27 protein-coding genes are annotated in these 25,677 nt (G+C 54.3%); 10 read left to right on the forward strand and 17 right to left on the reverse strand.

Annotated features, from left to right (window positions below; genetic code table 11):
- Nucleotides 1-13 precede the first annotated feature (13 nt).
- Nucleotides 14-1,210: an MFS transporter gene (locus ABIC80_RS07835; RefSeq protein WP_429176373.1), complete on the reverse strand. Its 1,197-nt coding sequence runs from the start codon at nucleotides 1,208-1,210 to the stop codon at nucleotides 14-16.
- A 134-nt stretch (nucleotides 1,211-1,344) separates the two neighbouring features.
- Between ABIC80_RS07835 and ABIC80_RS07840 the strand changes: the two genes are divergently transcribed.
- Together ABIC80_RS07840 and ABIC80_RS07845 are read left to right on the forward strand one after the other, a co-directional pair.
- Nucleotides 1,345-1,932, forward strand: a complete 588-nt coding sequence (locus tag ABIC80_RS07840) for a TetR/AcrR family transcriptional regulator (protein WP_305205938.1) — start codon at nucleotides 1,345-1,347, stop codon at nucleotides 1,930-1,932.
- 185 nt (nucleotides 1,933-2,117) lie between these two features.
- Nucleotides 2,118-2,552: a GNAT family N-acetyltransferase gene (locus ABIC80_RS07845; protein WP_042712989.1), complete on the forward strand. Its 435-nt coding sequence runs from the start codon at nucleotides 2,118-2,120 to the stop codon at nucleotides 2,550-2,552.
- Between the two features lie 112 nt (nucleotides 2,553-2,664).
- Here ABIC80_RS07845 and ABIC80_RS07850 read toward each other — a convergent pair whose 3' ends face one another.
- Nucleotides 2,665-4,053 carry a sensor histidine kinase gene (locus ABIC80_RS07850; RefSeq protein WP_429176375.1) on the reverse strand — a complete coding sequence of 463 codons (1,389 nt, stop codon included), beginning with the start codon at nucleotides 4,051-4,053 and terminating at the stop codon, nucleotides 2,665-2,667.
- Nucleotides 4,053-4,730: a response regulator gene (locus ABIC80_RS07855; RefSeq protein ID WP_139964913.1), complete on the reverse strand. Its 678-nt coding sequence runs from the start codon at nucleotides 4,728-4,730 to the stop codon at nucleotides 4,053-4,055. Before ABIC80_RS07855 ends, ABIC80_RS07850 begins: the two co-directional genes overlap by 1 nt.
- A 183-nt stretch (nucleotides 4,731-4,913) precedes the next feature.
- On the opposite strand from ABIC80_RS07855, the gene ABIC80_RS07860 reads away from it, so the two are divergent.
- The gene (locus ABIC80_RS07860; protein WP_429176377.1) at nucleotides 4,914-5,750 is read left to right on the forward strand and encodes a MipA/OmpV family protein; all 837 of its coding nucleotides are present in this window, start codon (nucleotides 4,914-4,916) and stop codon (nucleotides 5,748-5,750) included.
- A gap of 86 nt (nucleotides 5,751-5,836) precedes the next feature.
- On the opposite strand, the gene cynR is transcribed toward ABIC80_RS07860, so the two are convergent.
- Nucleotides 5,837-6,724, reverse strand: a complete 888-nt coding sequence (cynR, locus tag ABIC80_RS07865) for a transcriptional regulator CynR (RefSeq protein ID WP_429176521.1) — start codon at nucleotides 6,722-6,724, stop codon at nucleotides 5,837-5,839.
- A 109-nt stretch (nucleotides 6,725-6,833) separates the two neighbouring features.
- On the opposite strand from cynR, the gene ABIC80_RS07870 reads away from it, so the two are divergent.
- Both ABIC80_RS07870 and cynS read left to right on the forward strand, forming a co-directional pair.
- Nucleotides 6,834-7,487, forward strand: a complete 654-nt coding sequence (locus tag ABIC80_RS07870) for a carbonic anhydrase (RefSeq protein ID WP_429176379.1) — start codon at nucleotides 6,834-6,836, stop codon at nucleotides 7,485-7,487.
- Nucleotides 7,488-7,513: 26 nt separating this feature from the next.
- Nucleotides 7,514-7,984 (forward strand): cyanase, encoded by a 471-nt coding sequence (gene cynS / locus ABIC80_RS07875; protein ID WP_429176381.1) that lies wholly within the window; start codon nucleotides 7,514-7,516, stop codon nucleotides 7,982-7,984.
- 66 nt (nucleotides 7,985-8,050) lie between these two features.
- Here cynS and ABIC80_RS07880 read toward each other — a convergent pair whose 3' ends face one another.
- The 7 genes from ABIC80_RS07880 to ABIC80_RS07910 form a co-directional block, all read right to left on the reverse strand.
- Nucleotides 8,051-8,527, reverse strand: coding sequence for a DUF1348 family protein (locus ABIC80_RS07880; protein WP_429176384.1), 477 nt, complete (start codon nucleotides 8,525-8,527; stop codon nucleotides 8,051-8,053).
- A gap of 60 nt (nucleotides 8,528-8,587) precedes the next feature.
- Complete coding sequence (locus tag ABIC80_RS07885) at nucleotides 8,588-9,154, reverse strand: TetR/AcrR family transcriptional regulator (protein WP_429176386.1); 567 nt, start codon at nucleotides 9,152-9,154, stop codon at nucleotides 8,588-8,590.
- 279 nt (nucleotides 9,155-9,433) lie between these two features.
- Nucleotides 9,434-9,799 (reverse strand): hypothetical protein, encoded by a 366-nt coding sequence (locus tag ABIC80_RS07890; protein WP_312277192.1) that lies wholly within the window; start codon nucleotides 9,797-9,799, stop codon nucleotides 9,434-9,436.
- A gap of 376 nt (nucleotides 9,800-10,175) precedes the next feature.
- The gene (locus tag ABIC80_RS07895; RefSeq protein ID WP_429176388.1) at nucleotides 10,176-10,601 is read right to left on the reverse strand and encodes a hypothetical protein; all 426 of its coding nucleotides are present in this window, start codon (nucleotides 10,599-10,601) and stop codon (nucleotides 10,176-10,178) included.
- Between the two features lie 191 nt (nucleotides 10,602-10,792).
- Complete coding sequence (locus ABIC80_RS07900) at nucleotides 10,793-12,691, reverse strand: methyl-accepting chemotaxis protein (RefSeq protein ID WP_429176391.1); 1,899 nt, start codon at nucleotides 12,689-12,691, stop codon at nucleotides 10,793-10,795.
- Nucleotides 12,692-12,861: 170 nt separating this feature from the next.
- Nucleotides 12,862-13,383 carry a GNAT family N-acetyltransferase gene (locus tag ABIC80_RS07905; protein WP_429176394.1) on the reverse strand — a complete coding sequence of 174 codons (522 nt, stop codon included), beginning with the start codon at nucleotides 13,381-13,383 and terminating at the stop codon, nucleotides 12,862-12,864.
- Nucleotides 13,384-13,497: 114 nt separating this feature from the next.
- Nucleotides 13,498-14,046, reverse strand: a complete 549-nt coding sequence (locus ABIC80_RS07910) for an N-acetyltransferase family protein (protein ID WP_429176397.1) — start codon at nucleotides 14,044-14,046, stop codon at nucleotides 13,498-13,500.
- A gap of 98 nt (nucleotides 14,047-14,144) precedes the next feature.
- Here ABIC80_RS07910 and ABIC80_RS07915 point away from each other — a divergent pair, with 98 nt between their 5' ends.
- The gene (locus ABIC80_RS07915; RefSeq protein ID WP_429176400.1) at nucleotides 14,145-15,050 is read left to right on the forward strand and encodes a LysR family transcriptional regulator; all 906 of its coding nucleotides are present in this window, start codon (nucleotides 14,145-14,147) and stop codon (nucleotides 15,048-15,050) included.
- Between the two features lie 65 nt (nucleotides 15,051-15,115).
- On the opposite strand, the gene ABIC80_RS07920 is transcribed toward ABIC80_RS07915, so the two are convergent.
- The 4 genes from ABIC80_RS07920 to ABIC80_RS07935 all read right to left on the reverse strand — a co-directional run bounded on the left by ABIC80_RS07920 (nucleotide 15,116) and on the right by ABIC80_RS07935 (nucleotide 19,074).
- Nucleotides 15,116-15,973 (reverse strand): hypothetical protein, encoded by an 858-nt coding sequence (locus ABIC80_RS07920; RefSeq protein WP_429176403.1) that lies wholly within the window; start codon nucleotides 15,971-15,973, stop codon nucleotides 15,116-15,118.
- 95 nt (nucleotides 15,974-16,068) lie between these two features.
- On the reverse strand, nucleotides 16,069-16,932 hold the full coding sequence (locus ABIC80_RS07925) for an efflux RND transporter periplasmic adaptor subunit (RefSeq protein WP_305205960.1): 864 nt from the start codon (nucleotides 16,930-16,932) through the stop codon (nucleotides 16,069-16,071).
- Complete coding sequence (locus ABIC80_RS07930) at nucleotides 16,929-17,144, reverse strand: DUF1656 domain-containing protein (RefSeq protein WP_429176406.1); 216 nt, start codon at nucleotides 17,142-17,144, stop codon at nucleotides 16,929-16,931. The genes ABIC80_RS07925 and ABIC80_RS07930 overlap by 4 nt, the downstream gene beginning before the upstream one ends.
- Nucleotides 17,137-19,074 (reverse strand): FUSC family protein, encoded by a 1,938-nt coding sequence (locus ABIC80_RS07935; protein WP_429176524.1) that lies wholly within the window; start codon nucleotides 19,072-19,074, stop codon nucleotides 17,137-17,139. Before ABIC80_RS07935 ends, ABIC80_RS07930 begins: the two co-directional genes overlap by 8 nt.
- Nucleotides 19,075-19,250: 176 nt before the next feature.
- Here ABIC80_RS07935 and ABIC80_RS07940 point away from each other — a divergent pair, with 176 nt between their 5' ends.
- A complete protein-coding gene (locus ABIC80_RS07940) occupies nucleotides 19,251-20,057 on the forward strand; it encodes an AraC family transcriptional regulator (RefSeq protein WP_429176527.1) in 807 nt (268 codons plus the stop codon).
- Nucleotides 20,058-20,166: 109 nt separating this feature from the next.
- Here ABIC80_RS07940 and ABIC80_RS07945 read toward each other — a convergent pair whose 3' ends face one another.
- Nucleotides 20,167-20,460 (reverse strand): DUF1330 domain-containing protein, encoded by a 294-nt coding sequence (locus ABIC80_RS07945; RefSeq protein WP_346439430.1) that lies wholly within the window; start codon nucleotides 20,458-20,460, stop codon nucleotides 20,167-20,169.
- Between the two features lie 128 nt (nucleotides 20,461-20,588).
- Here ABIC80_RS07945 and ABIC80_RS07950 point away from each other — a divergent pair, with 128 nt between their 5' ends.
- On the forward strand, nucleotides 20,589-21,494 hold the full coding sequence (locus ABIC80_RS07950) for a LysR substrate-binding domain-containing protein (protein ID WP_429176409.1): 906 nt from the start codon (nucleotides 20,589-20,591) through the stop codon (nucleotides 21,492-21,494).
- A 148-nt stretch (nucleotides 21,495-21,642) separates the two neighbouring features.
- On the opposite strand, the gene ABIC80_RS07955 is transcribed toward ABIC80_RS07950, so the two are convergent.
- The gene (locus ABIC80_RS07955; protein WP_429176530.1) at nucleotides 21,643-22,593 is read right to left on the reverse strand and encodes a LysR family transcriptional regulator; all 951 of its coding nucleotides are present in this window, start codon (nucleotides 22,591-22,593) and stop codon (nucleotides 21,643-21,645) included.
- 70 nt (nucleotides 22,594-22,663) lie between these two features.
- Between ABIC80_RS07955 and ABIC80_RS07960 the strand changes: the two genes are divergently transcribed.
- Nucleotides 22,664-23,611: an alpha/beta hydrolase gene (locus ABIC80_RS07960; RefSeq protein ID WP_429176412.1), complete on the forward strand. Its 948-nt coding sequence runs from the start codon at nucleotides 22,664-22,666 to the stop codon at nucleotides 23,609-23,611.
- Between the two features lie 407 nt (nucleotides 23,612-24,018).
- Nucleotides 24,019-25,569 carry a methyl-accepting chemotaxis protein gene (locus tag ABIC80_RS07965; protein WP_429176415.1) on the forward strand — a complete coding sequence of 517 codons (1,551 nt, stop codon included), beginning with the start codon at nucleotides 24,019-24,021 and terminating at the stop codon, nucleotides 25,567-25,569.
- Nucleotides 25,570-25,677 lie beyond the last annotated feature (108 nt).

The following is a 25,677-nucleotide window of genomic DNA, read 5'->3' on the forward strand; positions in this document are numbered from 1 at the left end:
TGTGAGCGCCCTGTCAGGCGCAATGATTCTGGTTACGCAAGGTGAAATGGCTCAGGAAGGCCATCAGCACCACGGCGATGCCCGCGCAGAGGGCAACGGAGAATCCCTGTCGCGCTCCGCTGCTGTCGACTACCTGACCGGCTATCGCTGCGCCCAGGGCAACGCCGACATTCAGTCCGGCCAACAGCCAGGTCATGCCTTCTGTAAGCTGATGTGCTGATACCTGGCGCTCAATGAGTGACATGGCGACAATCATTGTGGGAGCAAAGAAGAGCCCTGCCACCAGCACGGCGACGGTCAGAGCGGTGAGGTTTGCCACGAAAATCAAAGGGACGGTGGTTGCTGCGGTCGCCAGCCCGCCCAGCCATAACAGGCGGCTAAGTGGGGTTGTTAAGCGTAACGAACCGAACAACAACCCGGCCAGGCAAGAGCCAACGGCATACGCGGCTAAAATCAGGCTGGCCGCCGCCGGATGCCCCCACTCTCCGGCGTAAGCAATGCTCACAATATCCACGGTGCCAACAATCATGCCCATTCCCACCATCAGCAAAGCCAGTAGCCACACGCTTTTCATGCCAATGACTGAACCCTCTCCCGCCGTGGCGCGCGACGTTGTCACCGTTGGCGGTTCCGTGCCACGCAGGATCACCAGGGCAAACACCCCCGAAAAGAGCAAAAGTACAGCCACCAGTAGGCCTGCCTGCGGAAACAAGGTGATGGAGAGGGCAATAGAGAGAGGCGCGCCCATGATAAACGTCAGTTCATCAAGCACCGTTTCAAGCGAATAAGCAGTCTGCAGTCGCGCATCGCCCCGATAGAGCGCCGTCCAGCGCGCTCTTATCATGGCTGACATGCTGGGCATAAATCCGGCAAGAAAGGCACCAGGAAACAGAACCCAACTGGCCACATTCCAGTGTGAACCGGCAATCAGAATGAAAAAGCCAGCAATGCTGATCGCGGTCGCCGCGGGCAAAACGCGGGATTGCCCGTAGCGGTCAACATAACGAGAGACCTGCGGCGAGAGCAGCGCATAGGCCAGTACAAACGTGGCGGAAATCGCGCCCGCCAGCCCAAAGGTGCCCTGCTTTTGCGAAAACAGCGTGATGATGCCGATGCCCGCCATCGGCAATGGCAGTCTCGCAAGCAGCCCAGCCGCCGTAAAACGGCCGGTTCCAGGGGCAGAAAAAAGGTCTCGATAGAGTGTTGCCATCTCATTCTCCGGTAGCATGTGCTTGCCACAACGCCGTGGCACAGCGACAATTCATACAAGGCGTATGAAAACAATCCTATATTCATACGCTGCGTATGTAAATAATCATTCATTGCGTATGTAAAGGAAAAATCATGGTTCGCCGTACCCGTGCCGAGATGGAAGAGACAAGAGCAACGTTGCTGACAACTGCCCGCCACTTTTTTAAAGAGCATGGCTTCGCTGAAACCTCGATGGATGATCTGACTGCTCAGGCAGGGCTAACGCGTGGTGCGCTCTATTACCACTTCGGGGATAAAAAAGGCTTACTGGCCGCGGTAGTAGAGCAAATTGATGATGAAATGGATCAACGGCTCCAGGCGATTTCGGACAGTGCAGCCGATCCGTGGGAAGGTTTTTGCAGCCGTTGTCGCGCCTGCCTTGAGATGGCGCTGGAGCCTGAGTTCCAGCGCATTATGTTGCGCGATGCAAAAGCCGTACTGGGCGGTTTCTCACCTGAATCACAGCGCCATTGCGTGCAATCCATGCAGGCCCTGATTCGCGATCTGATCCAGCAGGGCGTAATTGAAGAAGCCGACCCGGAGGGGCTCGCTTCGCTGATTTACGGAAGCCTGGCTGAAGCCGCATTCTGGATTGCCGATAGCGATGAGAGCGATACGCGCCTTGCGCAAGGCATTGCCGCGCTGAACCTGCTGCTTCGCGGATTACGGCCAGCTCAATAGCGTGCGCATCGCATCATAAAAGAGCCGCTGCGGAGCGCATGCCTGAGTGCTGACGTTTCAACCTTCACAAAAAGCCAGCCAGATCCAGTGGGGGTTAATGGCGTGCAGATAGTGATAATGTGCAGTTTCCCGACATCATTTTGACAGGTGTGAGCGTGAGCACTTCAGCGATACATGAATGGCGTATGCATGATTTTCTGGTTAGCACAGACAACGAAAAACTGGACATACAGGCAGTGCACCACTATTTGACGAGATCCACATGGGCAAAAGGTATCGATCTGGAGACCGTCAGAGTTTCAATCGCCAACAGCCTTAACTTTGGTGTTTATCACCACGAAACCCAGATAGGGTTTGCACGCCTGGTAACGGATCACGCGACTTTCGCTTATCTGTGTGATGTCTATCTCCTCGAGGAGCACCAGGGCGAAGGGTTGGGAAGATGGCTTATGGAATCTATTCATCGTCACCCGGTGTTTGAAAAGCTTCGTAGGATCGTGTTATTCACCACAACCGCGCCATGGCTTTATGAAAAGTTTGGCTATCAACCGGTGAACCGGCAAAATTACACCTGGTCCATTAGCCGGCCTGACATCTACACCAGCAAACATAACCAATAACAAACCCTTACGACACAACGTCCGGGTGAAACGTGATCCATCGCTTCCCTTCTCTCATGGAAGGTGAAGCTGCTTAAGAAGCCGATACACTTCGCAAAGCAGCTCCCTTTTTTCAGGCAGCGGTGTGACCGGGAAACTCAACGGTCACCACTAATCCCCCCTCTTCAGAGGTGCTTAAGCTAATGCGGCTATTGTGTTGCTGCGCCACCGCCCTGACGATGGAGAGCCCTAACCCACTGCCGCTCTGCATCTGATTGGGATCGCGGAAAAAGCGGTCGAAGACGCGCTCGCGCAGCTCAACGGGGATGCCGGGCCCGGCATCAGAGACGCGAAGCTGGGTGAATGCACCACACGTTCGCACTGCGACCTCAACCCGCCCGCTCTCCGGGCTATATTTGATGGCATTTTCAATAACGTTATCAATTAGCGACATCAGGCGCTCCCTGACACCGTCGATGCAAAACTCATCATCGGCGTAAAACTCCAGTTCAATCCGCCGCTCAGCCGCCAGCGGCGACAGCGCCGCCATGCGATCCTGGATAAGCGAGGTCAGCGGCACAGGGGCCATCACCGTATCGGTGCGCGCTTCGCTGTGCATCAGCAACAGCAACTGATTAACGAGACGAGCAGCACGGCTGTTGCTACGAATAATTCCTGCCAGCAACGCCTGTTGGCGCTCGCTGCTGATATAGCCCTGTAACGCCTCAACATTGATGCGCATCGCCGCCAGCGGGGTGCGCAGCTCGTGCGCGGCATCGGCAATAAACACCCGCTCCCGCTCCGTGCTTTCCCGCAATCTCGCCAGAAAGTCATTGATGGCATCGACCATCTGGCGAAGCTCTTTATGTTTTGGCACGGCGTTTAAGGGCGAGAGATCCTCCGGCGTGCGTAAGGCAATCTCGCTGACCACCCTGTTCCAGGGGCGCATGGCGATGCGGATCGACAGCCAGGCGGGAAATAGCAGAAACGGGATGCAGACCAGCAGCGGCAGGATGTAGTAGCCGCGCGAGTTGAGGTAGATAAAGAAGTTCAAGCTGCCGGCAGGCGTGATGAGCGTAACCTCCGTTTTGCCGTCTGCTGATTTAAGGGTACGGCTGGTCCAGCTGCGCCCTTCGCTCTCGATTTTTTGCAGCTTGCCATAGCTGCTGTTGGTTACCCCGGTTGGCGCGCCTTCAGAGGCGTAAATAATCGCGTGATCTCTGCGCACGATAAGGCTGATGGAGAGCGCGGGATCGTCACCACCGCCATACCCCTCCCGCAATGCCCGGCTGAACGCTTCCAGCATCTCGGTTCGCGCCAGTGGGCGATCGTCCATCTGATCGACCATGGTAAAGATGGTTTCGTAAGTCTCACTCCCGGTGAGGATCGGCGGGCTGCGCAAGTCCTCCCACAAAATGAAGGTGAGAAAAAGGCACCATAGCAGCGTGAGCAACAGCATCTGGGCGATGATAATTCGCCGAGCCAGCGTCGGGGCCTTCAGGCTGCGCCAGAACGTTCCCATCACCCTTCCCTCTTCTCAATGGGAACGGTATCAATGACATACCCTACGCCCCGCACCGTGCGCACATACCCTTCACCAATTTTGCGCCGCAGATTGCCCATATGCACATCGAGGGTGTTGCTCATATTCTCTTTTTCACCGAAGACGCGCTCTTCCAGAAAGCGGCGCGTCACCACGCGATCGAGGCGCAACAGTAGCGTCTCAAGCAGCGCGTACTCGCTTGCCGTCAGCTCAATCGTGCGTGCGCTTACCGTCACGCGCCGCGTCGGCACATGAAGGGACAACCCGCGAATGTCGATTACCTCATTGTCAAAACCGTAGCTGCGGCGTGCAAGGGCTCTCACCCGCGCCAGCAGCTCGGCGAGCACAAAGGGTTTGACCAGATAATCATCAGCCCCGGCATCCAGCCCGCCCAGACGATCCTGCAGCGTGCCTCGCGCGGTCAAAATAATGACCGGGATCCTGTTGAGCCGCTGGCGCAACGCGGCCATCAGGCTCATGCCATCGCCGTCGGGCAGCCCGAGATCCAGCAGCACCAGCTCCGGCACGCAGAGATCGAGCTGATGCAGCGCATCCGCTTTGCGGCGAACCCATATGACGTCTAGCCCTTGATCGGCCAGCGCAATACGTACGCCGTTGCCAAGATCGAGGTCGTCTTCGATAAGTAGAATTTTCACAATAGTTACGTTACCAGTCGTGAATGAAGAACGTCTGAAGAAAAAACGGTTGCTGAAATCTATCAGGTTTATCTCACCGTTACGCGCTTCAGGCTTTCTTCATTTTCGGCTCATGAGAACTTTAGGGTGGGTATGCAAACTAGGCGTGACTCGTAATCAGATGACTCCATAAGGACGTATTTAATGAGAAACACCGAACCGCGTCGTAAGTTCCTCCCTGCATTCCCGGGACGCCCGCTGAAAAACATCGTGCCGGGCGCACTACTGGCATTGCTCGCCACCCCAACTCTGGCGGCAGAACCGCCCCAGGGTACCACCTTAACGTTGGGGGGCGGCGTGGGTGTTACGCCGCGCTATTCCGGTTCCGATGAAAACCGCGTCTCGACGGCGCTGGTGCTCGATTACTCAATGCGTAATGGCTTCTTCGCCAGCTCGACGCGCGGCCTCGGTTATGGCAACAGCCTTGGCAACTTAGATTACAGCGCGGCGCTGAGCTATCGCACCGGCCGTAAGGATCACAATGTCGACAGCGATACCATGAGCGACGGCAGCGACCACTTGCGCGGAATGGGCAATGTAAAAGGCTCGGCGCTCGGTGTGGTGGGCCTTGGGTATAAGTTGACCAACTGGCTGAGTGCGCAGTTGCAGGCTGAGGTGCCCTTTTCCCAGCGCGATAACGGCGCGGCGCTGCATTTCGGTATCGTCAGCCCGCTTTATCACTCGCCGAAAAATAGCGTGACGCTGGGGCTGACCAGCAGCTGGGGGACAAATGATTATATGCAGACCTATTACGGCGTGAGTGCCTCGCAGTCCGCCGCATCGGGTTTTACGCAATACACCGCCGGTTCGGGGATCTATGCCTGGTCACTCAATCTCGACTGGACGCACAACTTCACCGAACGCTGGAGCGTGGTCGCCGATGCAGGCTATACGCAGCTGGCGGGTGATGCGCGTATTAGCCCCATCGTACAACGCAAAGCGTCCCCCACCGGAAGCCTGACTGTGACATATCGCTTCTGATGAATATTCGCCCCGGCGGCTGGCGGTTATCTGGCGTTACAGTACAGAGATTCTATCCGCCGGGTTAGCGATAAATGGGCTGCGTTTCAGTCAGTTAGCCTGGCTGAAACCTCTGTTGCCACTTCAGTGAAGGCACGGGCGGAGAAGCTTTGATAACCCTCTCTTCGCCGCAGTAAAACAGCCGTACGCTGCAGCCGCTCGGGCTCAAGCGCGATAGCCAACAGGTCGTCCTGGGCAAACGCCGTCTTTGCAGGCAGCAACGTTGATAGCGGCGTCCAGCGGACAATCTCAATCACCGCGCCAAGGGCGTTGGCCTCCATCAGTACCTGAGGGGTAATGTGATGCTTGCGAAAGTAACGATCGATCTGCTCGCGCGTGGCGAACTCCGAGCTGAGTAACACAAGCGACTCCTCTCCAAGCCTTTGCAACTCAACACGTTTCTCTTTCGACAAGGGGTGTCTGGGGCTGACCACCAGCGCAAGCGTCTCCTCCAGCAACGTGACCGATTCAATATCGGGACTGTGCACCGGCGCAAAAGCGATACCCACGTCCAGCTCCCCTGCCAAAAGCAATTCTTCCATATGCTCCTGGGCGATCTCCTGCACGCTGAGGGTGATTTTTGGATAGCGGGCGTGAAAGGCTTCAACCAGCGGCCCCAGAAGGTAGGTCGTAAAGGTTGGCGTCACCGCCACGCGTAATGATCCGCGGCTGAGATCGCTCACCTCATGAATGGCGCGCGTGGCTTCACGCAACTCCTGTGACGCGCGACGGGCATATTGCAGATAGATCTTTCCAGTGTCCGTCAAACGTGTCGTGCGCCCTGAGCGATCAAATAACTGAGCACCCAGACTCTCCTCAAGTAACTTTACCTGCTGCGAAAGCGCTGGCTGAGATACGTGCAGCTCCGCTGCCGCTTTCGTAAAGCTGAGATGCTCTGCAACTGCAAGAAAATAGTGAATATGGCGGGCGAGCATCATGCTCTCCATTAGATTATCTAATAAATCTCATAATAAATGAGTCTTTTACCTTATACAACGCACGGCTTACTCTCTGCTCCACACCCAACGACAGTGAGAAAGCACAATGAAAGCGATCATTGACGGTTTTTTGAAGTTCCAGCAGGAGGCGTTTCCCGAGCGCATCACGCTGTTTCGGGATCTCGCTACCCAGCAGAGCCCGAGGGCGCTGTTTATTTCCTGCTCCGACAGCCGGCTGGTGCCGGAGCTGGTCACTCAACGCGAACCCGGCGATCTGTTTGTGATCCGCAACGCCGGAAATATTGTGCCGTCGTACGGCCCCGAGCCGGGCGGTGTTACCGCCTCCGTGGAGTACGCCGTGTCCGCCCTCAGGGTCGCCGACATTGTGATCTGCGGTCACTCCGACTGCGGCGCAATGACGGCGATTGCCACCTGTCAGTGTCTGGATCATATGCCCGCCGTCGCCAGCTGGCTGCGATACGCTGATTCAGCGAAGGTGGTGAATGAGTCAAGGCAGCATGCGGATTGGCCGACGAAAGTCGCGGCGATGGTGCGTGAAAATGTGATTGCGCAGCTTGCCAATATTCAGACGCACCCCTCTATTCGCCTCGCGCTTGAAGAGGGCCGCGTCACGCTACATGGCTGGGTATATGACATCGGCAGCGGACGCATTGACGCCTTCAATGGCCGGGAATTCGTCTCCCTTGCGGAGAACCCGGATGTTCATGCTGTTTCCCAACGTACCAGGCGTGTTGCCTGAAATACCTATCAACAGGAGATGAAATAATGATCCAGACTCAAGTTACCCAGAGCGCCCGCCAGGTGCTTACTGAAACCATCATTCTGGCGAAGGCGCGCAAAAACCTCTCCTATGCGGAGATCGTTGATGGCACCGGGCTTTCCGAAGCCTTCGTTGTTGCCGCATTGCTCGGCCAGCACCCACTTCCGGAGAGTGCCGCGCGCGTCGTGGGCGAGAAGCTCGATCTGAATGCTGATGAAATTGCGCTACTACAAACGGTGCCGGTTCGCGGAAGCTTTGGGGGCGGCGTGCCCGGCGATCCGACCCTCTACCGTTTCTATGAAATGATGTCGGTCTACGGGCAGACCCTGAAGGCGCTGGTTCATGAGAAATTCGGCGATGGTGTGATCAGCGCGATCAACTTCAAGCTGGACATCAAAAAAGTCGACGATCCGGATGGTGGCCATCGCGCCGTGATCACGCTGGATGGCAAGTACCTTCCCACCAAACCTTTCTGATCCTCCAGGCCTGCGGCTTTCGCCAGCCGATAACGGACGGGCATCCTGCGAGGGATGCCCGGAGACTTACAGGCCCAGCGCGGATAATCCCGGATGATCGTCCGGGCGACGTCCCAGCGGCCAGTGGAACTTACGCTCGCTCTCTTTAATCGGCATGTCATTGATACAGGCGTAGCGATGGTGCATCAGCCCGTCTTCGCCAAACTCCCAGTTCTCATTACCGTAAGAGCGGAACCAGTTTCCGGAGTCATCGCGCCACTCATAGGCGTAGCGAACAGCGATGCGATCGCCGTCACATGCCCACAGTTCCTTGATCAGTCGGTACTCCAGCTCTTTTTTCCACTTACGCTCAAGAAACGCTCTCGCCTCTTCACGATTATTGGCAAACTCCGCCCGGTTGCGCCATTTGGTATCCAGAGAGTAAGCAAGCGACACTTTTTCGGCGTCGCGGCTGTTCCAGCCATCTTCAGCAAGCCTGACTTTTTCAAGCGCTGACTCGCGGGTAAACGGCGGCAGCGGCGGACGGATAGGTGAATCGGACATGGTGGTGCCTCCAGCATAAGTGGACAGGTGAGTGTTTCATTTTTGGAACGCAGACCCCGGTTACGGGATCTGCTTTAGTAATAGCTGAGCGACATCTTTTGCCTCATCGGCGGCGCGGTAATCGCCCATCACGCGCGACATGGTGATGGCGCCTTCAATCAGTATCAGTAACTGCCTCGCCAGCGGTAATGGCTGATCCGCGTTTAACTGCCCGGTAAGTTCAACAAGGTAGTCGAGCAGTTTCTGTTTATGCAGCCTGACGATTTGACGAACCGGATCGTCCGCATCCCCCACTTCGCCCGCGGTATTGATAAACGCGCAGCCGCGATAGCCTTCCGACTCGAACCAGCTTTTAAGCACGGTAAAGATATTCAGGATGCACTCGCGCGGCGTCTCCGCTTTGTCGCACTCACGCCTGAACCACGCCATCCAGCGCACATCACGCGCATTAAGCGCCGCGGCAGCCACCTCATCTTTGTTGGTGAAATGGTGATAGATACTTTTTCGCGCCACGCCGGACGTCTTCACCAGAAGTTCCATCCCGGTGGCATGAATACCGTTCTGATAGATAAGCTCTTCAGCGGTTGCGAGAATTTTCTCGCGTGTGTTGGTCATGTTTTTGTTCATGGGCTGATGGTAGAACGATCGTTCTACTTTGGTCAAGCGATAACGTATACGCTTTTTGCTGCTCGCAGGAAGAGATTAATAAAAGGCTTTTAAACCAAAGGCAAAGAATCGGGTTGCCATAAATTATGCATGCACAGGGTAAGTACGGAGCGGATATTCACGCTCCGGCGGGATTTTTTGGAGACATAGAGAGAAGTCGAGGCTGCTTTGAGCGGGAAAGAGATATTCCGTGCTAATGACCCGTTCACTGAATAAAAATTCGGCTGAGCCAGAGTCGCGTTAGTTAGGGCATAAACCCGTGGGCTTTTTTAATGGCCCGCACTCATCAAAGCCATACACCTTGTAGCCTTTACGTTTCATGCAGGCAATAACCCGATCAAATCTCTCAGACTGTTCATCGGACGTCTCATTCGGCATCAGGGTATTTAAACTCCAGTGTTTATCATCCAGGTTTTCGCTTCGATCAATACCACAGCTGTAGAGCGCTTCCTTTCGTTCCCGGAAATTAGTCTGCCCCGTTGAATCCACTTTCTGAAAGAGCTGTATCCAGGGAACATAGGTGTAGTTAGACGAGTCCATATCTGCCACCACACAGCCGGTTAAAGCAAAAATACCTGCCAGTAAAATAGACGTTTGAAAATGCATAATGCTCCTTTAATGACTCCATTGTGGTAATCATCTGAGTCCTCATAATCCTGAGGGTTTTAATCAACTTAGGTCGTCTTTGTAAAGTAATCAATTAAATCAATCACTTTATAGCAAGAGTGCTGATATCTGTAACGGATGCTTTCGGCACGCAGCGGACACGGTGATTGAGCTGAAGGTCAGCTTTGAGCGAAGAGCGGATGTTCGCAGCTCCAACTACAACATAACTAACATCGAGGTGTATTAATCAACCGGGAGCAGGTCACACAGGAAACGGCAGGTTCAGCAAACGAGGAGAAAGAACCTGCCTGATCTTGACGTGTCGTCAATAATGTAAATGATGGATATTTGAAGAAAACGCATGTTACAGCATTTCTCAGATGAATTGTTTTTCGTACTTATCTAAATGATGTTTAAAAAATTTTTCATAATCTTCTGCGGTACTAACCAATATGGTGACTGTTATAGCAGGTTCATCTAGCTCTTGTGACAAATCTTCGATAGCGATAAAACCGCACATTATTTCTTCATCAGTTTCGCTAATGAATAGTTTACATCCTGTTGTATCGGCATTTGGAAAGTAAAACTGTGTTGGTATTAAATCCCCATGAACGATTCCCATTGGGGGATCACCAAATTCTAATTCAGAAACACCAATAGTTTTGCCTTCTTTTCTAATCTCAAATATCACTTCATTCCCCTTGAGCCATTGATGTTTTTGGCGATAACCTCGTTGATATCTAATGTAGCAATGCCTCGAAAAATGAGAAATTACTTTATCAGTAATACCCGCTCCAGCCACAGATCCGACCTTGACCATCACCGGCAAAACTAAAAATAACCACCGAATCCGCGGCGACTAACCGTTTAGTAAAAGACAGAAATACGAAGGGGTATTTATCACATGGGAAGTGCCAAGCGAGCATCGACGAAGAGCATAAGCGACAGACGCAAGAGAAAAAGCCGACCCCGCAGGGCCGGCATTTATGTATGTCAGAGCTTAAAGCTGCCAACCACGTTTTCGAGCTGGACGGTCTGCTCTTCCATCGATTGCGCGGCGGCCGCAACCTCTTCCACCAGCGCCGCATTCTGCTGCGTGGCGCTATCAAGTTGGTTGATGGCGATATTGATCTGGGCAATCCCGCGACTCTGTTCATCGCTGGAAGAGCTGATTTCAGAGATCAGCACGCCCACGCTTTCCACTTTCTCCATCAGGCCATCCATTGTTGCCCCGGCCAGACGAACCTGCCCGCTACCCTGCTCAATGCTGCTCACCGACTCTTCAATCAGTTTTTTGATCTCCTGAGCCGAGCGGGCGCTGCGCTGCGCCAGGGAGCGAACTTCACCGGCCACCACCGCGAATCCACGGCCGTGCTCGCCCGCCCTTGCTGCTTCTACAGCGGCGTTAAGCGCCAGGATATTGGTCTGGAAGGCGATACCATCAATCACACTGATGATATCCACCACTTTAGCGGAGGAGTCATTGATGTTATTCATCGTGGAGACAACTTTGTTGACCACGCTGGCCCCCTGTTTTGCCGCCGCCGAAACCTCTTCCGCCAGCTTGTTGGCCTGCAACGCGTTCTCTGCGTTAAGGCGCACGGTGCTGGTCAACTCTTCCATCGACGCTGCCGTTTCCACGATCGAGGCCGATTGATCTTCGGTGCGCGAAGAGAGGTTAAGGTTGCCACTGGCAATCTGGCGCGAAGCCGACGAGATCGCCAGCGTGCTGCTCCCGACCTGCTGCATCAGTTCATTCAGGAAGGTAATAAACTTATTGAAGTTGTTGATAATGGCGTTAAATTCCGGGCTCTTGCTCTGCGCAAGACGCTGCGTTAAATCCGCGCCGCCGCTGGAGAGCGCTTCGATATTACGGTTGAGCAACGTCACATTGTGGAAAATATTGCGCACAATAATCATCATGATCACGACGATAAGAAGTCCAATAATCGCCTGTACGATGGTGAGCTTGGTCATAATGGCGTCAGAAATACTCACCAGCTGGCTGCTCGGAATATCAACCGCCATAAACCACGGGCTGCCGCTAATAGGCAGAACGAACAGCGAATGCGCGCCGTCTTCACCGTCATAACTTCCGCGCACTTCCGTTGTTTTACCCTGGCCTAACAGGCTCATTAACGGCGATGCCGCCGGAATACCGAGATCGCGGACATTTGAGAGCGCGGGCTTATCCTGTACGGAAGATCCATTGCCGACGATTTTGCCGTCCGCTTCAACAATCAGCACGCTGCCATTGACCGCTTTGCCCATGTCGACAGCCAGTTGGTTAAAGAAGCCCAGCGTCACGTCAATAGTCGCCACGCCCCAGACTTTGCCATCTTTCCAGATCGCCATGGCACAGTTAGTGCGGGGCTGTGGGCTGGCCGCATCCTGGTAGGCTTTCGCCCATGCACACTCGCCTTTTGGCGCATTCATACCGTCTTTATACCAGGGTTGCTCCCAGTATTTAGCCGATTCCGGCTGGTTCCATACGGTGTTGACTTGCAGATTGCCGCCGCTGTCGCGGGCATAGAAAGTACTGAATTTGTCCCGCGCCGGATCGCGCTGACCAGGCAGAGGCCAAATCCCACCGCCGAATACGTTGAGATCCCCATACTGGTTAACCAGATGCGGTAATAATGCGTCGATTTGCTCGCTTTGCAGACCGACAACCAGTTCAGTAATTGAGCGCTGCTGAGCCTTAACCCGGTTCATCTGCTCTTTAATGGCATTACTTTGTAATTCAACCGTCGCCTGAATATTTTTGGTTTCGGTTTCAATAATCTGCGGAGAAACGAATAGCTTGATAACAATATAGGTAACGATCAATAAGATAACGAAAAAGCTTATAAGTAACAGGCCTATTCGGCCCTGGGTATTTTTCCATGTCATATTAGCGGCACTCATTGGGGTTGTTATTCGATCTAATATCGACATTTCGTTGAAATGCTTTAACTCACCCAGCGCCACTATTTCATTTCGAAGCACATTTAATCGGACAAACTATTTTTTTGAGGAAAAAACGTTATGTCGATCACATTTTATAAATGCGTTTTAAGAGTTTAGCCGCGAACCAGAAGCCGCACCGGCTTACTCCGATAACTCACATAATGTTGAAACTCGAAGCCGAAACGCTCGGCTAAATAATTCGAGCGTTTATTCTCTTCAGCAATAATGCAGCAGACAGGCGAAGCGAACGTCTCATCGGCCCATCGTAAAATTGCCGCCAGCGCTTCAGAGGCATAGCCTTTGCCACGGACTTCCGGAATCAGTGTCCATCCCGCTTCCGGGTATGCCAGCTTCGGCGTGGTGTCGCGATGCGCATCCTGAAAGCCAAACGCACCGGCATACTGGTTCGTTGCTTTTTCAAACACGGCCCAGTAGCCATACCCTAACGCCTGCCAGTGCCCGATATAACGTAACAAGCGAGCCCAGACCATTTCTGCCGTGGGGATCTCGCCACCGCTTATTTTTGCCATTTCCGGGGTCGACCAGCACGCCTGGAGTGCAGGAAAATCATCAAGGGTAAACTGCTTTAAAATCAGGCGTTCTGTTTCAATGTAAGGTGCTTGCTGGTGTGCCACGGTTATCCCTTATGCGGGTTTTATGATGTGGCTACGTTATCACCAAAAACGAAACATCCACAACGAATTAACATATCAGCAACAACGCCCTCTGCTGATCTCCAGCCGACTGCATCAGTACGCAGAATGCCCGGATCTTTCAGCCATCTCCGGCAGCGTGCTCTCACCCTGCCCGAGGGTGCGTTGCATCATGACGGTATCGAGCCAGCGCCCATGCTTAAATCCCACCGATCTGAGTGTGCCGGTCAGCATAAATCCCGCCCCGCGATGCAGGGCAAGTGAGGCGGCGTTTTCGCTGTTACCCACCACGGCGACGAGCTGGCGAAAACCGCTCGCTTCGGCCCATGCCACCGCACGGGAGAGCAGTTTTTTGCCGATGCCCTGCCCCTGGCAAGCGGCATCGATATAGACCGAATCTTCGAGAGTAAACCGGTAGCCATGCCTTTCGCGGTAGCGCGCCAGATAGCAGTAACCGCGCACGTTGCCATCAACCACGGCGACAAACCAGGGCAGCCCTGCGGCCTGCAACCGCTTCAGGCGGAATGCCATTTCCGCTTCGTCGGGCGGTTGGGTTTCAAACGTGGCGCAGCCGTGTAATACGTGGTATGCATAAATTTGTTGTATAGCCGGGATATGTCGTTCTTCTGCCTGAATAATTTCCATCAGTACGGCTCCTTATTGCGTCTGAGAAAGAGACTATCCCCTGGCGATCATTTCAGACAGGCCACCGGGCTTATCAGCAGCATAAGGAAAACTTTGGCATGACAAACCTTAACCTCGACCATCTGGCCACCTTCAGGCAGGTCATCAGCCGGGGCAGTTTCTCCAGAGCGGCGGAGGAGCTTGGCCTGTCGCAGCCCGCTGTCAGCCTGCAAATAAGACAGCTGGAGCAGACGCTGCAGGTGCGGCTTATTGAGCGAACCGGCCGGGGAATCAAGCCCACTGCGGCTGGCATAACACTTTGCGAGCACTGCCAGAAAATAGCGGCAGCGGTAACCACCGCGGTGGAGTCGGTCTCGCTACATTCCGATGAGATCACCGGCACCGTCACCGTTGGCACAGGCGCCACGGCCTGCATCCATCTTTTGCCGCCGATATTGCAGCAGTTGCGCCAGACGCATCCGCTGCTGAAGGTGAATGTGCGCACCGGCAACACCTCAGAGATTGTCCGCGGCGTCGAGGAGAACCGGATCGATATCGGTCTGGTCACACTGCCAGCAGCAGGCAAAAGCGTGAGCGTTAATCCGCTCTACAGGGATGCGTTTGTGGTCATCATGGCGGAGGATTTATCCGCGCGATCGATGAAAGCGCTTTCTCCTGACGAGCTCTTGTCGCTGCCGCTGATTATTTTTGAATCAGGAAGCGGAACGCGCGCGCTGATTGATGAATGGTTCCGGCATGCAGGCCAGCTTGCCACCCCGGTGATGGAGCTGGGCAGTATTGAAGCGATCAAACGAATGGTGCGATCCGGGCTGGGTTACAGCATCGTTCCCCGCATCGCCGTGGCAGCCCCTAAAGAGTGTGAAGGACTCAGCGTATACCCGCTGGCGCCCCCGCTTCAGCGGACGCTGGGGACCGTTATGCGTGAAGACAGGATCGTCAGCAGGGGAATGAATGAAGTGCTGAAAAAGCTCGATGAAACTCTGCTTAAAGAGGAGAGCAGATAAACATCTGGCTGATTGAAGCGGCCCTTGCACGCTTGCTGGCATACGGCAGAGATGATGAGGGGATTTTACGAGGAAACTATCACTGGCGAACGCACCGCGTTGAAGATAAAACAGCCCTCGTACTGATCTTTGGCTGTCACGGTTTCACGCTCAAAGGCATGGTGCCATGCGGTGCAGGTAGCCGGTATTTCTGCCGCGGTAAGCAGATTGCAGGCAGCATCACCGCACAGAGACTCTGCGGAGTGTGGGTCGGTAATGTGAAAACGAAAGGGGGATAAATCATTGTGTAAGGCGCTGCCACTGCGGGCAAGCTGAGCCACAGAGTGGCTTTGCCCTGGAAAAACCTCTTCGAAATATTCTCGTACAGATTTCAGCTTTAATGCTGCTCCCTCCCGGCTCCCCTCACGTTTTATATGCAGGTTATGCAGCATGATCAGCATCCGCTGCCGGGGGTAGGCTGAGGTTAAGGCAATTAACTTTTCAGCCATGGTTGCGTCACGCCAGGCAAAAAGCGTACCCGCTGATTTGGCGCTGGAATAGTCATCTGTTTCCCGATGGCGGATTGCGTGCCACTGCTGGGTGAAATCGGTTAAAGATCTGCGAGGAATGGGGTCGATGCCCAGACAGGGAATATCCCTTGAGATAGCCCATGCCAGTAAGCTTACGGTTTCCTGAGTGCGTAATATTTTGGGGAAATTCTTCAGTCTGCCCAATGCAGATTCGTTGTGTTGATGAGAAAACAGCATCCCTGTACTGTCAGCCTCAAATATCAACACTGCGGCGTGGTCAAAATAGCACGCCGCGATCTCCTCTCTTAACTGCGTAAATTCCGCTACACCATGGATGGACTCGCCCAAAAAGATAAACCGTTTGTCGCGAAAAAGCCGTTGCTCGTTAAGTGCATAATCCGTCGTTCTGATCATCAGAATGCGTCTCCTTCCGGGATATTCACGCTCTAACCTTAACGTTATGAGGCGGCGGTGTCGTCCGCCATGCTCGCCTGGGACGCAAACGCCATTTAAGGCGCGATGGCGACGCTGGCGGATAGCCCGGCCACTAACACTACGCCCTCGGGGATCCTGTCTAACTGGATACGCACAGGTACCCGCTGCGCAAGCCGCACCCAGTTAAAGGTCGGGTTAACCTCCGGCAGCCCCAGCCCGCCGGTTTCGTCATTGCTGTCGCCGATCCCGCGCCCGATACTCTCCACGTGTCCGCTAATCATCGCGTCATACCCCATCAGCGAAACCTGCGCACGGTTGCCAACCTGGATGTGTCGCAGCCGGGTTTCTTCAAAATAACCGACCACCCAGAAACTGTGCGCATCGACAATGGCGACTTTTGTCTCCCCCGCCGTGGCATAGTCGCCAGGGCGGAGCCGCAGATGCGTGACATAACCTGCCACCGGCGAGCGAACGGTGGCATGGGATAAATTCAGCTGCGCCAGCTCCAGCGCAGCCAGCGCGCCCTGATAATTAGCCACCGCGACACCTGCCGCACTGCGTGTTTGCTGGATATCCTCGCCGGAAATAACCTCTTTGATTTGTGCACGTCGGCGCGCCGCATCCTGGCGCATCAGCATCTCATGACGTTTTGCCTCAACGTCGGCCTGCGCGCTGAGCACACTAAGCCTCAGCCAGTGCGGATCGATAACATAGAGCGTATCGCCCCGGTTAACCCACTGATTATCGCGCACCATCACACTGCTTACCGGCCCGGAGACATCCGGCGCAATCTGCACCACATCTGCACGCACCCGCCCGTCGCGCGTCCACGGCGTCTGTGCGTAATGTTTCCAGAGGATAAACGCCACAAGCGTCGCCACCGCGACAGCACTCAGCGTCAGCGCGTAGCGACCCAGCAAAGAGAGTAAAGATTTCATACGAGTAACCCCAGGGTGGTCAGGCCCTGCAACAGCAGGAAAAAGGTAACGATATAGCTTGAGAGATCGAGCAACGGGCGAAACGGCAAACGGCGGTAAAGCCTGCTGTAGCAAAGTAGCGGCACGAGCAGCAACGTGCAGACCAGCGCGATAAGCGCCGTTACCAACAATCCGGGGATAAAAACGCCCACGATATTGATGTCATTAATCATTGGCGGACCCCTTGTCCTGCGCCCGTAACGCGCAGTGCAGATCAACCAGCTTGTCGACAAACTGGCGCGATGGCTCATCTGTTGCAGGCAAGCAGCGGCCTGCGATCGCGACGATGCGCTCACGCAAGGCTTCGGTTTCAGTTGTGCGGGTAAGGCGATACAGCACTTCGTTGATCTCACATCCCGCAGGCGAATCGCCGCGGCGCAGGTGGCGGACAGAAAGACCGATGCGCAGAAAGTGCAACAGATGATCGAGCGCCCGTGCTGATGACGCCCCGCTGCGCGGCAGGCGCGGGATCAGCAGCGCGGCCCGATCAATCATCAGGTTGGTCCAGTGCGTCTCATCACTGGTCATCACCCCGCTCACGCTGCGACGAATATCGCGCCGGCAGAGCTTCAGCAAACGTTTTATCGCGGCGTCTGCCTGCACGGTTTGCAGCAGGCTCATGCTGATAAATGCAAAGCCGGTTGCTATAAAGAGCGCGATTGCGGTATTCGCCGCGACGGCAAAGTCACCGCTGTAGTGCGCCCCCAGTTCGCATAACACCGGCAGCGTCAGCGTGATGCCCATTGCCATAAAGGTGGTGGGTGGCCGCGCCTGCAGTGACCCGGCCAGCAGATAGACCGGTGCAAACACCGCAACCAGTACGGCGAAATCGCTGATTTGGGGAAGCAGGAGAAAGCTATAGATCAGGCTTATCAAAACGCCCCAGATGGAGCCGATAATGTATTTCAGAATATGGGGTGCCGGCGTGTCGAAACTGCCAAACAGCGTGCAGCACACTCCAAGGATAGAGACCGCCGTACCGCCCTCTGGCCAGGCTGAGTAAATCCATACCAGAGAGCCGATCAGGATGATGGCAAAGGCGCCCAGCGCCGTGCGGACGGCGGTAAGCGGATCGCGATGAAAAACATACCCTTTCAGCGCTTGGCTTTCTGTTTGCGCAGGCACTGGCCTGGCGTGATGGATGGCGGTAGAAAGATGCTCACACTCGTGTATGAGGGTTATCGACTCCGTGATATAGCGGATCATATTCACCACCAGCGCGTCCTCAAATGTCTTTATCTGCGCCGCGCGCCGCTGCGCCAACTGTGTGCTGCGTTTTCGTAGCGCCTCTGCCGTGCTTTTACGCTGCCCGGCATCGTCGCAGATAAGCCAGGCCTGAACGTCATCCAGCAGCATCTGAATATCGGCTGGCATGCTGGCAATCATCTGCACTCGATCGCGTAATTCACCGTTGACGATGACCAGCCGCGCCAGCCTGTCGTGCAGGGCTTTCCTTGCCTGGCGCACCGGCACCGAAAGGGCAAAATCATAGGGAATATGGTGGCTGATGCCCTGCAGAAATTGCAGCGCAAGCGCCTGATGCAGCGGCCCTGACTGCGCATCGGGCTTGCCTGACAAGGTGTCGGCGATACGCTGGCGCGCCGAGTGCAGGGTCTGCGCTAATGTCGTGTTGAACAGCCCGGAGATCCGGCGCGGAAAAACGTATCGGTGGATCAGCGCGGCGCAAAGAATGCCGATGGTGATCTCCTGCACCCGAATGATGGCGATGTTAAACACCGATCCAGGATCGGAGACGGCGGGGAAACCAATCAGGCTTGCGGTGTAGCCGGCCAGCACAAAGGCATAGGCTCGGGGCGTGCGTTCCAGCAGGGATAAACAGAGGCAGAAGGTGATCCAGCCGGTCAGCATCACGCTACATACAATTGGCATGTTCACAAACGTCGGCACGATCAACACCGTCGCCCCTGCTCCCACGACGGTGCCTGCCAGACGATAGAGGCTGCGGCTTAGGGACGCGCCCACCGAGGTTTGCGAAACAATATAGACGGTGATGATTGCCCAGGAGGGGCGCTCAAGACCGATCGACAGGGCAACGTACCAGGCAAGCATCGCGGCGGCAAAACTCCTGACGGAGTAGAGCATGGCGTGGGCATCGCTCAGCAGCGTCGATGCAAGCCTGCGGCCTGATATGCGGCTTATCAGATTCACGGGAACTATGTGACGAAAGGTTATTTTGCTCATGCCGGGCATTATTTCCGGTTTGCGCAGGTCACTAAATACCCTATTCTGTCAAAAAATACCTAAATGTTGCCAAAGTGATGACGCCCCGACTTGCTCATACTCTGTTTGATCCGGACAGCACCTCCGGCCCGGCGGTTGCACGCCATATTGATTTCGTGGATTACGCAGCAGAAGTACCTGTTCATACGCACCGCAAGGGGCAGCTGATCATTGCGTTGTACGGCGCGGTAATTTGCCGGGCGGAAAATGATCTCTGGATCGTGCCGCCAGATTGCGCGATGTGGATCCCAGGCGGGATCGCGCATAGCGCCAAAGCCACCTGGAATGCGCATCTCAACTATCTGTTTATTGAACCGGGTGCCGCCGCGCTGCCGGAGAGATGCTGCACGCTGGCGATTTCACCGCTGATTAAAGCGCTGGTGGAGCGCTTAACTCATGAAGAGGTGGATTGCGCCGCACAGAGCCATGCCGGCAGGCTGACTCGCGTGACGCTCGATGAGCTCGCCACCATGCCGCAGCAGAAACTGAGCCTGCCGGTGTCATCGCATCCCAAAATCCGCGCCATGGCCGATGCGCTGGTCAGCCATCCGCAAGACAGGAGCACCTTTAAAAGCTGGGCAAAGCGGCTGGCACTCAGCGAGCGCTCTTTAGCCCGCTTGATGCTGCGCGAAACCGGCCTGACCTTTGGTCGGTGGCGCCAGCAGCTGCATCTAATCGTTGCCCTGCGGGAGCTGGCAAGCGGAGTCTCGGTACAAAACGTGGCGGCCAATCTGGGCTATGAGTCGGTTAATGCCTTTATCACCATGTTCAAGAAAACCATGGGCAGCACGCCAGCACACTATTTTGCCGCACGGAAAACGGGACTCCATGGCCGATCGGTTTAACCTTAAAATCTCTGCTCCATCGCTGAATGATGCTTTACAGGGCACTCCTTGTCCCTGATGCAACGTTACGATTCAGCCACATGCGAGAAGCGGACACGTTAATACATATTCAGAGGCTGCTCCCTTCAACCAAAACAAAGGTGCCAGTCGCCGCACCTGCGCGGAGTGTTTTTGCCGCCTGATACTCAGGGCTCTCATAGAAGCGTTTAGCCTCGTCAAAAGAAGCGAACTCAAAGATGACATGCCGTTGATGAGACTCGCCCTCAAGGTTTTCATACTGCCCGGACCAGGCAATGATCTTTGGCGCGAAGGGCTGCATGGCCTCCCCCGCTGCACGGGCATATTCGGCATACGCGTCGGGGTCTTTGACGGTCACATGACCGATTAAATAACCTTTTTTCATTTCTGTTTACTCCTCATTTGCCTTCAGAAAACGTGATGCGAAATAGACGCTGTGAAAGTACTCTATTGAGTTTTAATACCTGCATAAACGGCGCCAGAAAATACGCACTGTTACCCTGAGGATGAACAATGAAGAATCTTGAGCCGCTGGTTATTTTTGCTCGCGTGGCAGAACTGAAGAGCTTTACCCAGGCCGCAGAAAGCCTGGGGATCCAGAAAGGACGGGCGTCTATGGTGGTGCGCGAACTTGAACAGGAACTGGGCGCTACGCTTCTTCACCGCACAACACGAAGCGTGCAGCTGACGGAAGACGGGCGGGCTTTTTATGCCCGTGCGGGGGATCTACTTGCTGAAGCCGACGATCTGCGCTCAATGTTCACTGCATCCGGCATGCCGCTGAAGGGAAAATTGCGCGTGGATATGCCTGCAATCCTGGCGCAGAGCGTGGTGATACCTGCCCTGCCCCAGTTGCTGGAAGCATACCCTGAACTGGAGATAGAGCTTTCAAGCAGCGATCGCCGCGTCGATCTGGTGCAGGAGGGGTTTGACTGCGTGGTGCGGCTGGGGCCCATTGTCGACGAAACGCTTATTGCCCGGCCGCTGGGCCATTTGCGCATGATAAATGCCGCCAGCCCGCGCTATCTCAGCCGCTTTGGTAGACCAGAGACCCTCGAGGACCTTGTTAACCAAAGGCACAGGATGGTGCATTACATCCGCAATTTTGGTTCCAGACCTGACGGATGGGAGTATCCGTCGGGCGACGGTTATAAATCGCTGATGCTGCCTGGTGCGGTCACGGTCAACAGCGTTCCGGCTTATCATGACGCGGGTCTTGCAGGTCTGGGATTGATTCAGGGCGGCTACCCTTCACTGTTAATGCATATCCAGCGCGGCGCGCTAATTGAGATCCTGCCTGACCTGCGTCCAGAGCCGCTCACCGCCTCATTTGTCGTCGCACACCGGCGCAATTTATCGCCGCGTGTAAGAGCGTTTATGAAGTGGACTGAGGAAGTTTTAAGGCCTTATTTTGAGTGATGATACTTTTCGCGAATTTAATCCGGGCGCGGAGTTGTTCAAATAGCAGAGCGAGCACGGGCGATGAAGTTAAAAACCGCGGTGCCGGGAATGGGCAGGAATGAACACGTCCCTTTCTGGCAGCGTAGAGTTCCCGAACAATACAGCGTCATGTGCCGCTGCTTAATCTGTTACTCAGGAAAGATTTAAAGCTATCAATAAAAGCCCGCACCCTGACAGGAAGATGGCGGCGGTTGGGGTAGATAGCATGGATAGCGACCTCTTCGCCTTGCGTGTCGGGCAGCACCTGGGCCAGGCGTCCTTCCTGAATATCCTTCTCAACCATAAATGAGGGGAGAAATCCGATACCCAGCCCGGCTATAGCTGCTGTACGAATGGCATCCCCGCTGTCAAACCTGACGTGATTGCGGCCGTTCACTGTTACCTGTCCCTGCGCTTTATCAACGAGAGTCCATGCGGTGGAAGCCGCGCCCAGACCATAAACGAGTCGACGGTGGTTTTTAATCTCAGCAAGTGATTCAGGCATGCCTGCCTGACGGAGATAATCAGGTGAAGCCCAAAGTTGTGGACTTGTTCTGTCGATCACCTGGGTGATGTATTGATAACTGGTGGTTGCGTTGCCTACACGTATTGCAAGATCGAACCCCTCTTCTACGAGGTCAACAACCCGATCGCTGAAGCTGATTTCAATACTTATATCTGGCGAGGCCCGCAAAAATTCATTGATAAAGGGCAGAACGATCATTTTGCCGTAGCCTTCTGACATGGTCAGTCTGAGGATGCCTTTCGGCAACGGCAGGTTCTGACGGATAGTCGCTTCAGCTTCGTCTAAATCTTCCAGAATCTGGCTGCAACGATGATAAAATTCGTGCCCCTCTGTCGTAAGCGACAAACGGCGGGTTGTACGCTGAAAAAGCCGGGTCTCAAGGTAAGCTTCTAAACGCGCAATGGCTTTGCCGGCGGCAGAGCGCGTCAGCCCCATTGCCTTACCGCCAGCAACAAAACTGCCCGCCTCTGCCACAGCAACAAAGATACGTAATGCGTTAATTTCCAGAGCTGAGCCAGTACTCTCTGGCGATGCGATTTTTTTGCCCGTCATTGGGGAACCTTTTTCGCCAATCATTTAAATATACTCAGATTGTAGAATTTCAATCAGTGAGGATTCAATAATGTTGTCGAAAAACGCTCAAAAAACTCTGGATGGATGGATCAGTGCAGCTGGTCCGGTTGTCGAAAAGGTATACGGTACGTCAGAAGCCAGTTGGCCTGAGGTTCGCACCCGCTATATGCAGGGACTCGAAAAAATCTTCCCTGCGATCGAAGGGGTCTCCTACAAAACAAGCGCGTTAGGCAATACGCCCGCGATGATCAGTGAGAGAGATGAACATACCGGCAACAGAGTGGTGCTTTATATTCATGGCGGCGGCTATGTCCATGGCGGGGTCGAAGCATACCGCGGCCTTACTGGACGTATCGCTAAGGCATTAAAAGCCAGGGTGTACACACCAGATTATCGGCAGGCGCCTGAATTCCCTTTCCCTACGCCAATAGATGATGTTTTTTCAGCTTATCGTGCCCTTCTCGATAGCGGCGTTCAGCCTGAAAATCTCGTGCTAACAGGCGATTCAGCCGGTGGCGCGATGGTGGTGACGATCATGCGCAAGGCCCGTGACGCGGGTATTCCACTTCCGGCCGCAGGCGTGGCTCTCTCGCCCTGGGCTAATCTTACCCATAGCGGTTTATCTGCCACGACTCGTGACGGGATTGATCCCCTTTGTAACGTCGACTTTCTTAACAGGCTGGCAAGATGCTTTCTGGCGAGAGAGCTTGCCACCCATCCTGATGCCTCCCCGGTTTATGCGAATGTGCAGGGGCTTGCACCCATCCTCATCCAGATAGGTGAGAATGAGGTCATGCTGAGCGATGCTATCAAGCTGGCTGCAAATTTAGGCGAAGCGCGCGTACGGACAACGCTCGAAGTGTGGCCAGGGATGTTTCATGTATGGCATCTTCTGGCCGGTACTCTGCCGGAAGCCGACCAGGCGTTAAATAACGCGATTCATTTTCTGGAACAGGCTTTAACAAAAGAGCAGGAAACAGCGAAATTATATTTTTGAAGAAAGCCACTCTTTGTCAATAAATAACCACAACGCCATAACCTGGCTTATTAATCCCTCGCTCTACGGGCAGAACTTCATTTTTATAGCGCCAGGGAAAATTAAAATGGTGAAATCCTGTATATGTTAGACACAGGATTTCTTCCTGATTTTGCATCTGATACAGCTCTGCACTGCAATGCTTGCGCCACGCCAGCTGGACGAACGATATATCCTGCTTCACTCGTTGCGTTTGCAGTGAGCTATCTCCTTAAAATCAGAAGCATAGAAAAAAAGCAAAGTGGATATATTCTTCGTTGCCTGTAGTTCGACGAGTTTTAGTTAAAGGCAGATTAATCAATGCCGATAACTTATCTGTTTAAGGGCTCATGGAGCTGCTCTGTCATTCTCTGTAGAACGAGGTTCAAATGTTCAGGAATTTACCTATCAAGAAAAAGTTCTTTTTTGCCTTTGGCGCCGTTTTAATTTTACTGCTATTACTCTGCGCCACTTTCTACAATAACTTTTCCAGAATTGTCAGTACTAACGAATGGAATATACATAGCTGGCGCGTTATTGATAAAAGCCGTGCCTTGACCCAGGACCTGGTAAATATGGAAACCGGACTACGCGGCTATGCCATTAATGGCAAAGAGGAAATGCTGGCTCCGTGGAGCTCAGGCAAAGAGGATTTCGTTAACGTTTTGCAGGAAACGAAAAGCTTAACTTCTGATAACCCTACTCAGCAGGATCGCCTGAATAATTTGCTGCAACAGGAGCAAGAGTGGGGAAATAAGTTTGTTACTGAATTGCTGGATCATCGTCGTGCACTCAATGCCGGGACCATGACGCAGGCCGATTTCAATGCCGCCTTCGAAGCTAACACGGGCAAGCAGCAGATGGATCAAATGCGCGCCACCATTGATGAAATCATCAACAATGAAAAAAAACTGCTCGGCGAGCGTCAGGGTTCTGTCGACTCGGTTGAAACGCAGACCCGGCTGGCGTTGTTTATCGGCGCGCTGTTAGGTGTCCTTATCGCTTCAGGTTTGGGTTATCTCCTTGCCCGTGCCATCACCCTTCCGCTTGGGGAAGCGGTAAACGCAGCAAAGGCGATTGCCTCAGGCGATCTCTCCACCCGCCTGGTTGCGCGTTCAAAAGATGAAGCCGGTGTGCTGATCGTCACCCTCACCGCCATGCAGGAGCAGCTCAAAAAAGTAGTCTCTGATATCCAGACCGCCGCGACCTCTATCGACAGCGCCTCTAAAGAGGTCGCGATGGGTAATACCGATCTCTCTGTACGAACGGAACAGCAGGCCGCTTCGCTGGAAGAGACCTCTGCCAGCATGGAGCAACTGACGGCGACAGTAAGGCAAAATGCCTCTAACGCGCAAAATGCCAGCAGCCTTGCGTCTGACGCCTCCAGCGTCGCGCAGCAGGGAGGCAAAGTTGTGGATAAAGTCGTCACCACCATGGCGGCAATTTTTGACAGCTCGAAAAGCGTGGGCGATATCATCAGCACCATTGAAAGCATCGCTTTCCAGACCAATATCCTGGCGCTTAATGCGGCGGTGGAAGCAGCCCGTGCCGGTGAGCAAGGCCGTGGCTTCGCCGTGGTAGCAAGCGAAGTGCGCGCACTTGCCCAGCGTAGCGCGACGGCGGCAAAAGAGATAAAAGCACTGATTGAAGCCTCGAACAGCCGCATATCGGAAGGCACCGACCTGGTCGCGCAAGCGGGCAAAACCATGACTGGGGTAGTCACCGCGATCAACAACGTCTCTGCAATTATGGCCGAAATCTACACCGCCTCCGGCGAGCAGGTGAACGGTATTGAGCATGTCAGCATCGCTATCACCCAAATGGATGAAGTGACCCAACAAAACGCCGCCCTGGTTCAACAGGCCGCCGCTGCTGCTGCATCGCTGGAAGATCAGGCGGCTCATCTGAACCGATCTGCTGCGGTTTTCAAACTTGCCTGACAAAAGTTACTGATGGCCGCATTGGGCCCGCTGCTGCTGGGTAACGCCAGCAGCCAGCCGTTACCGTTGATATTAACGTAGCAGTCGCGGGCACAGCTGTCAGACGAA

This window comes from Kosakonia sp. 1610, assembly GCF_050435845.1.
Lineage (GTDB): Bacteria > Pseudomonadota > Gammaproteobacteria > Enterobacterales > Enterobacteriaceae > Kosakonia > Kosakonia cowanii.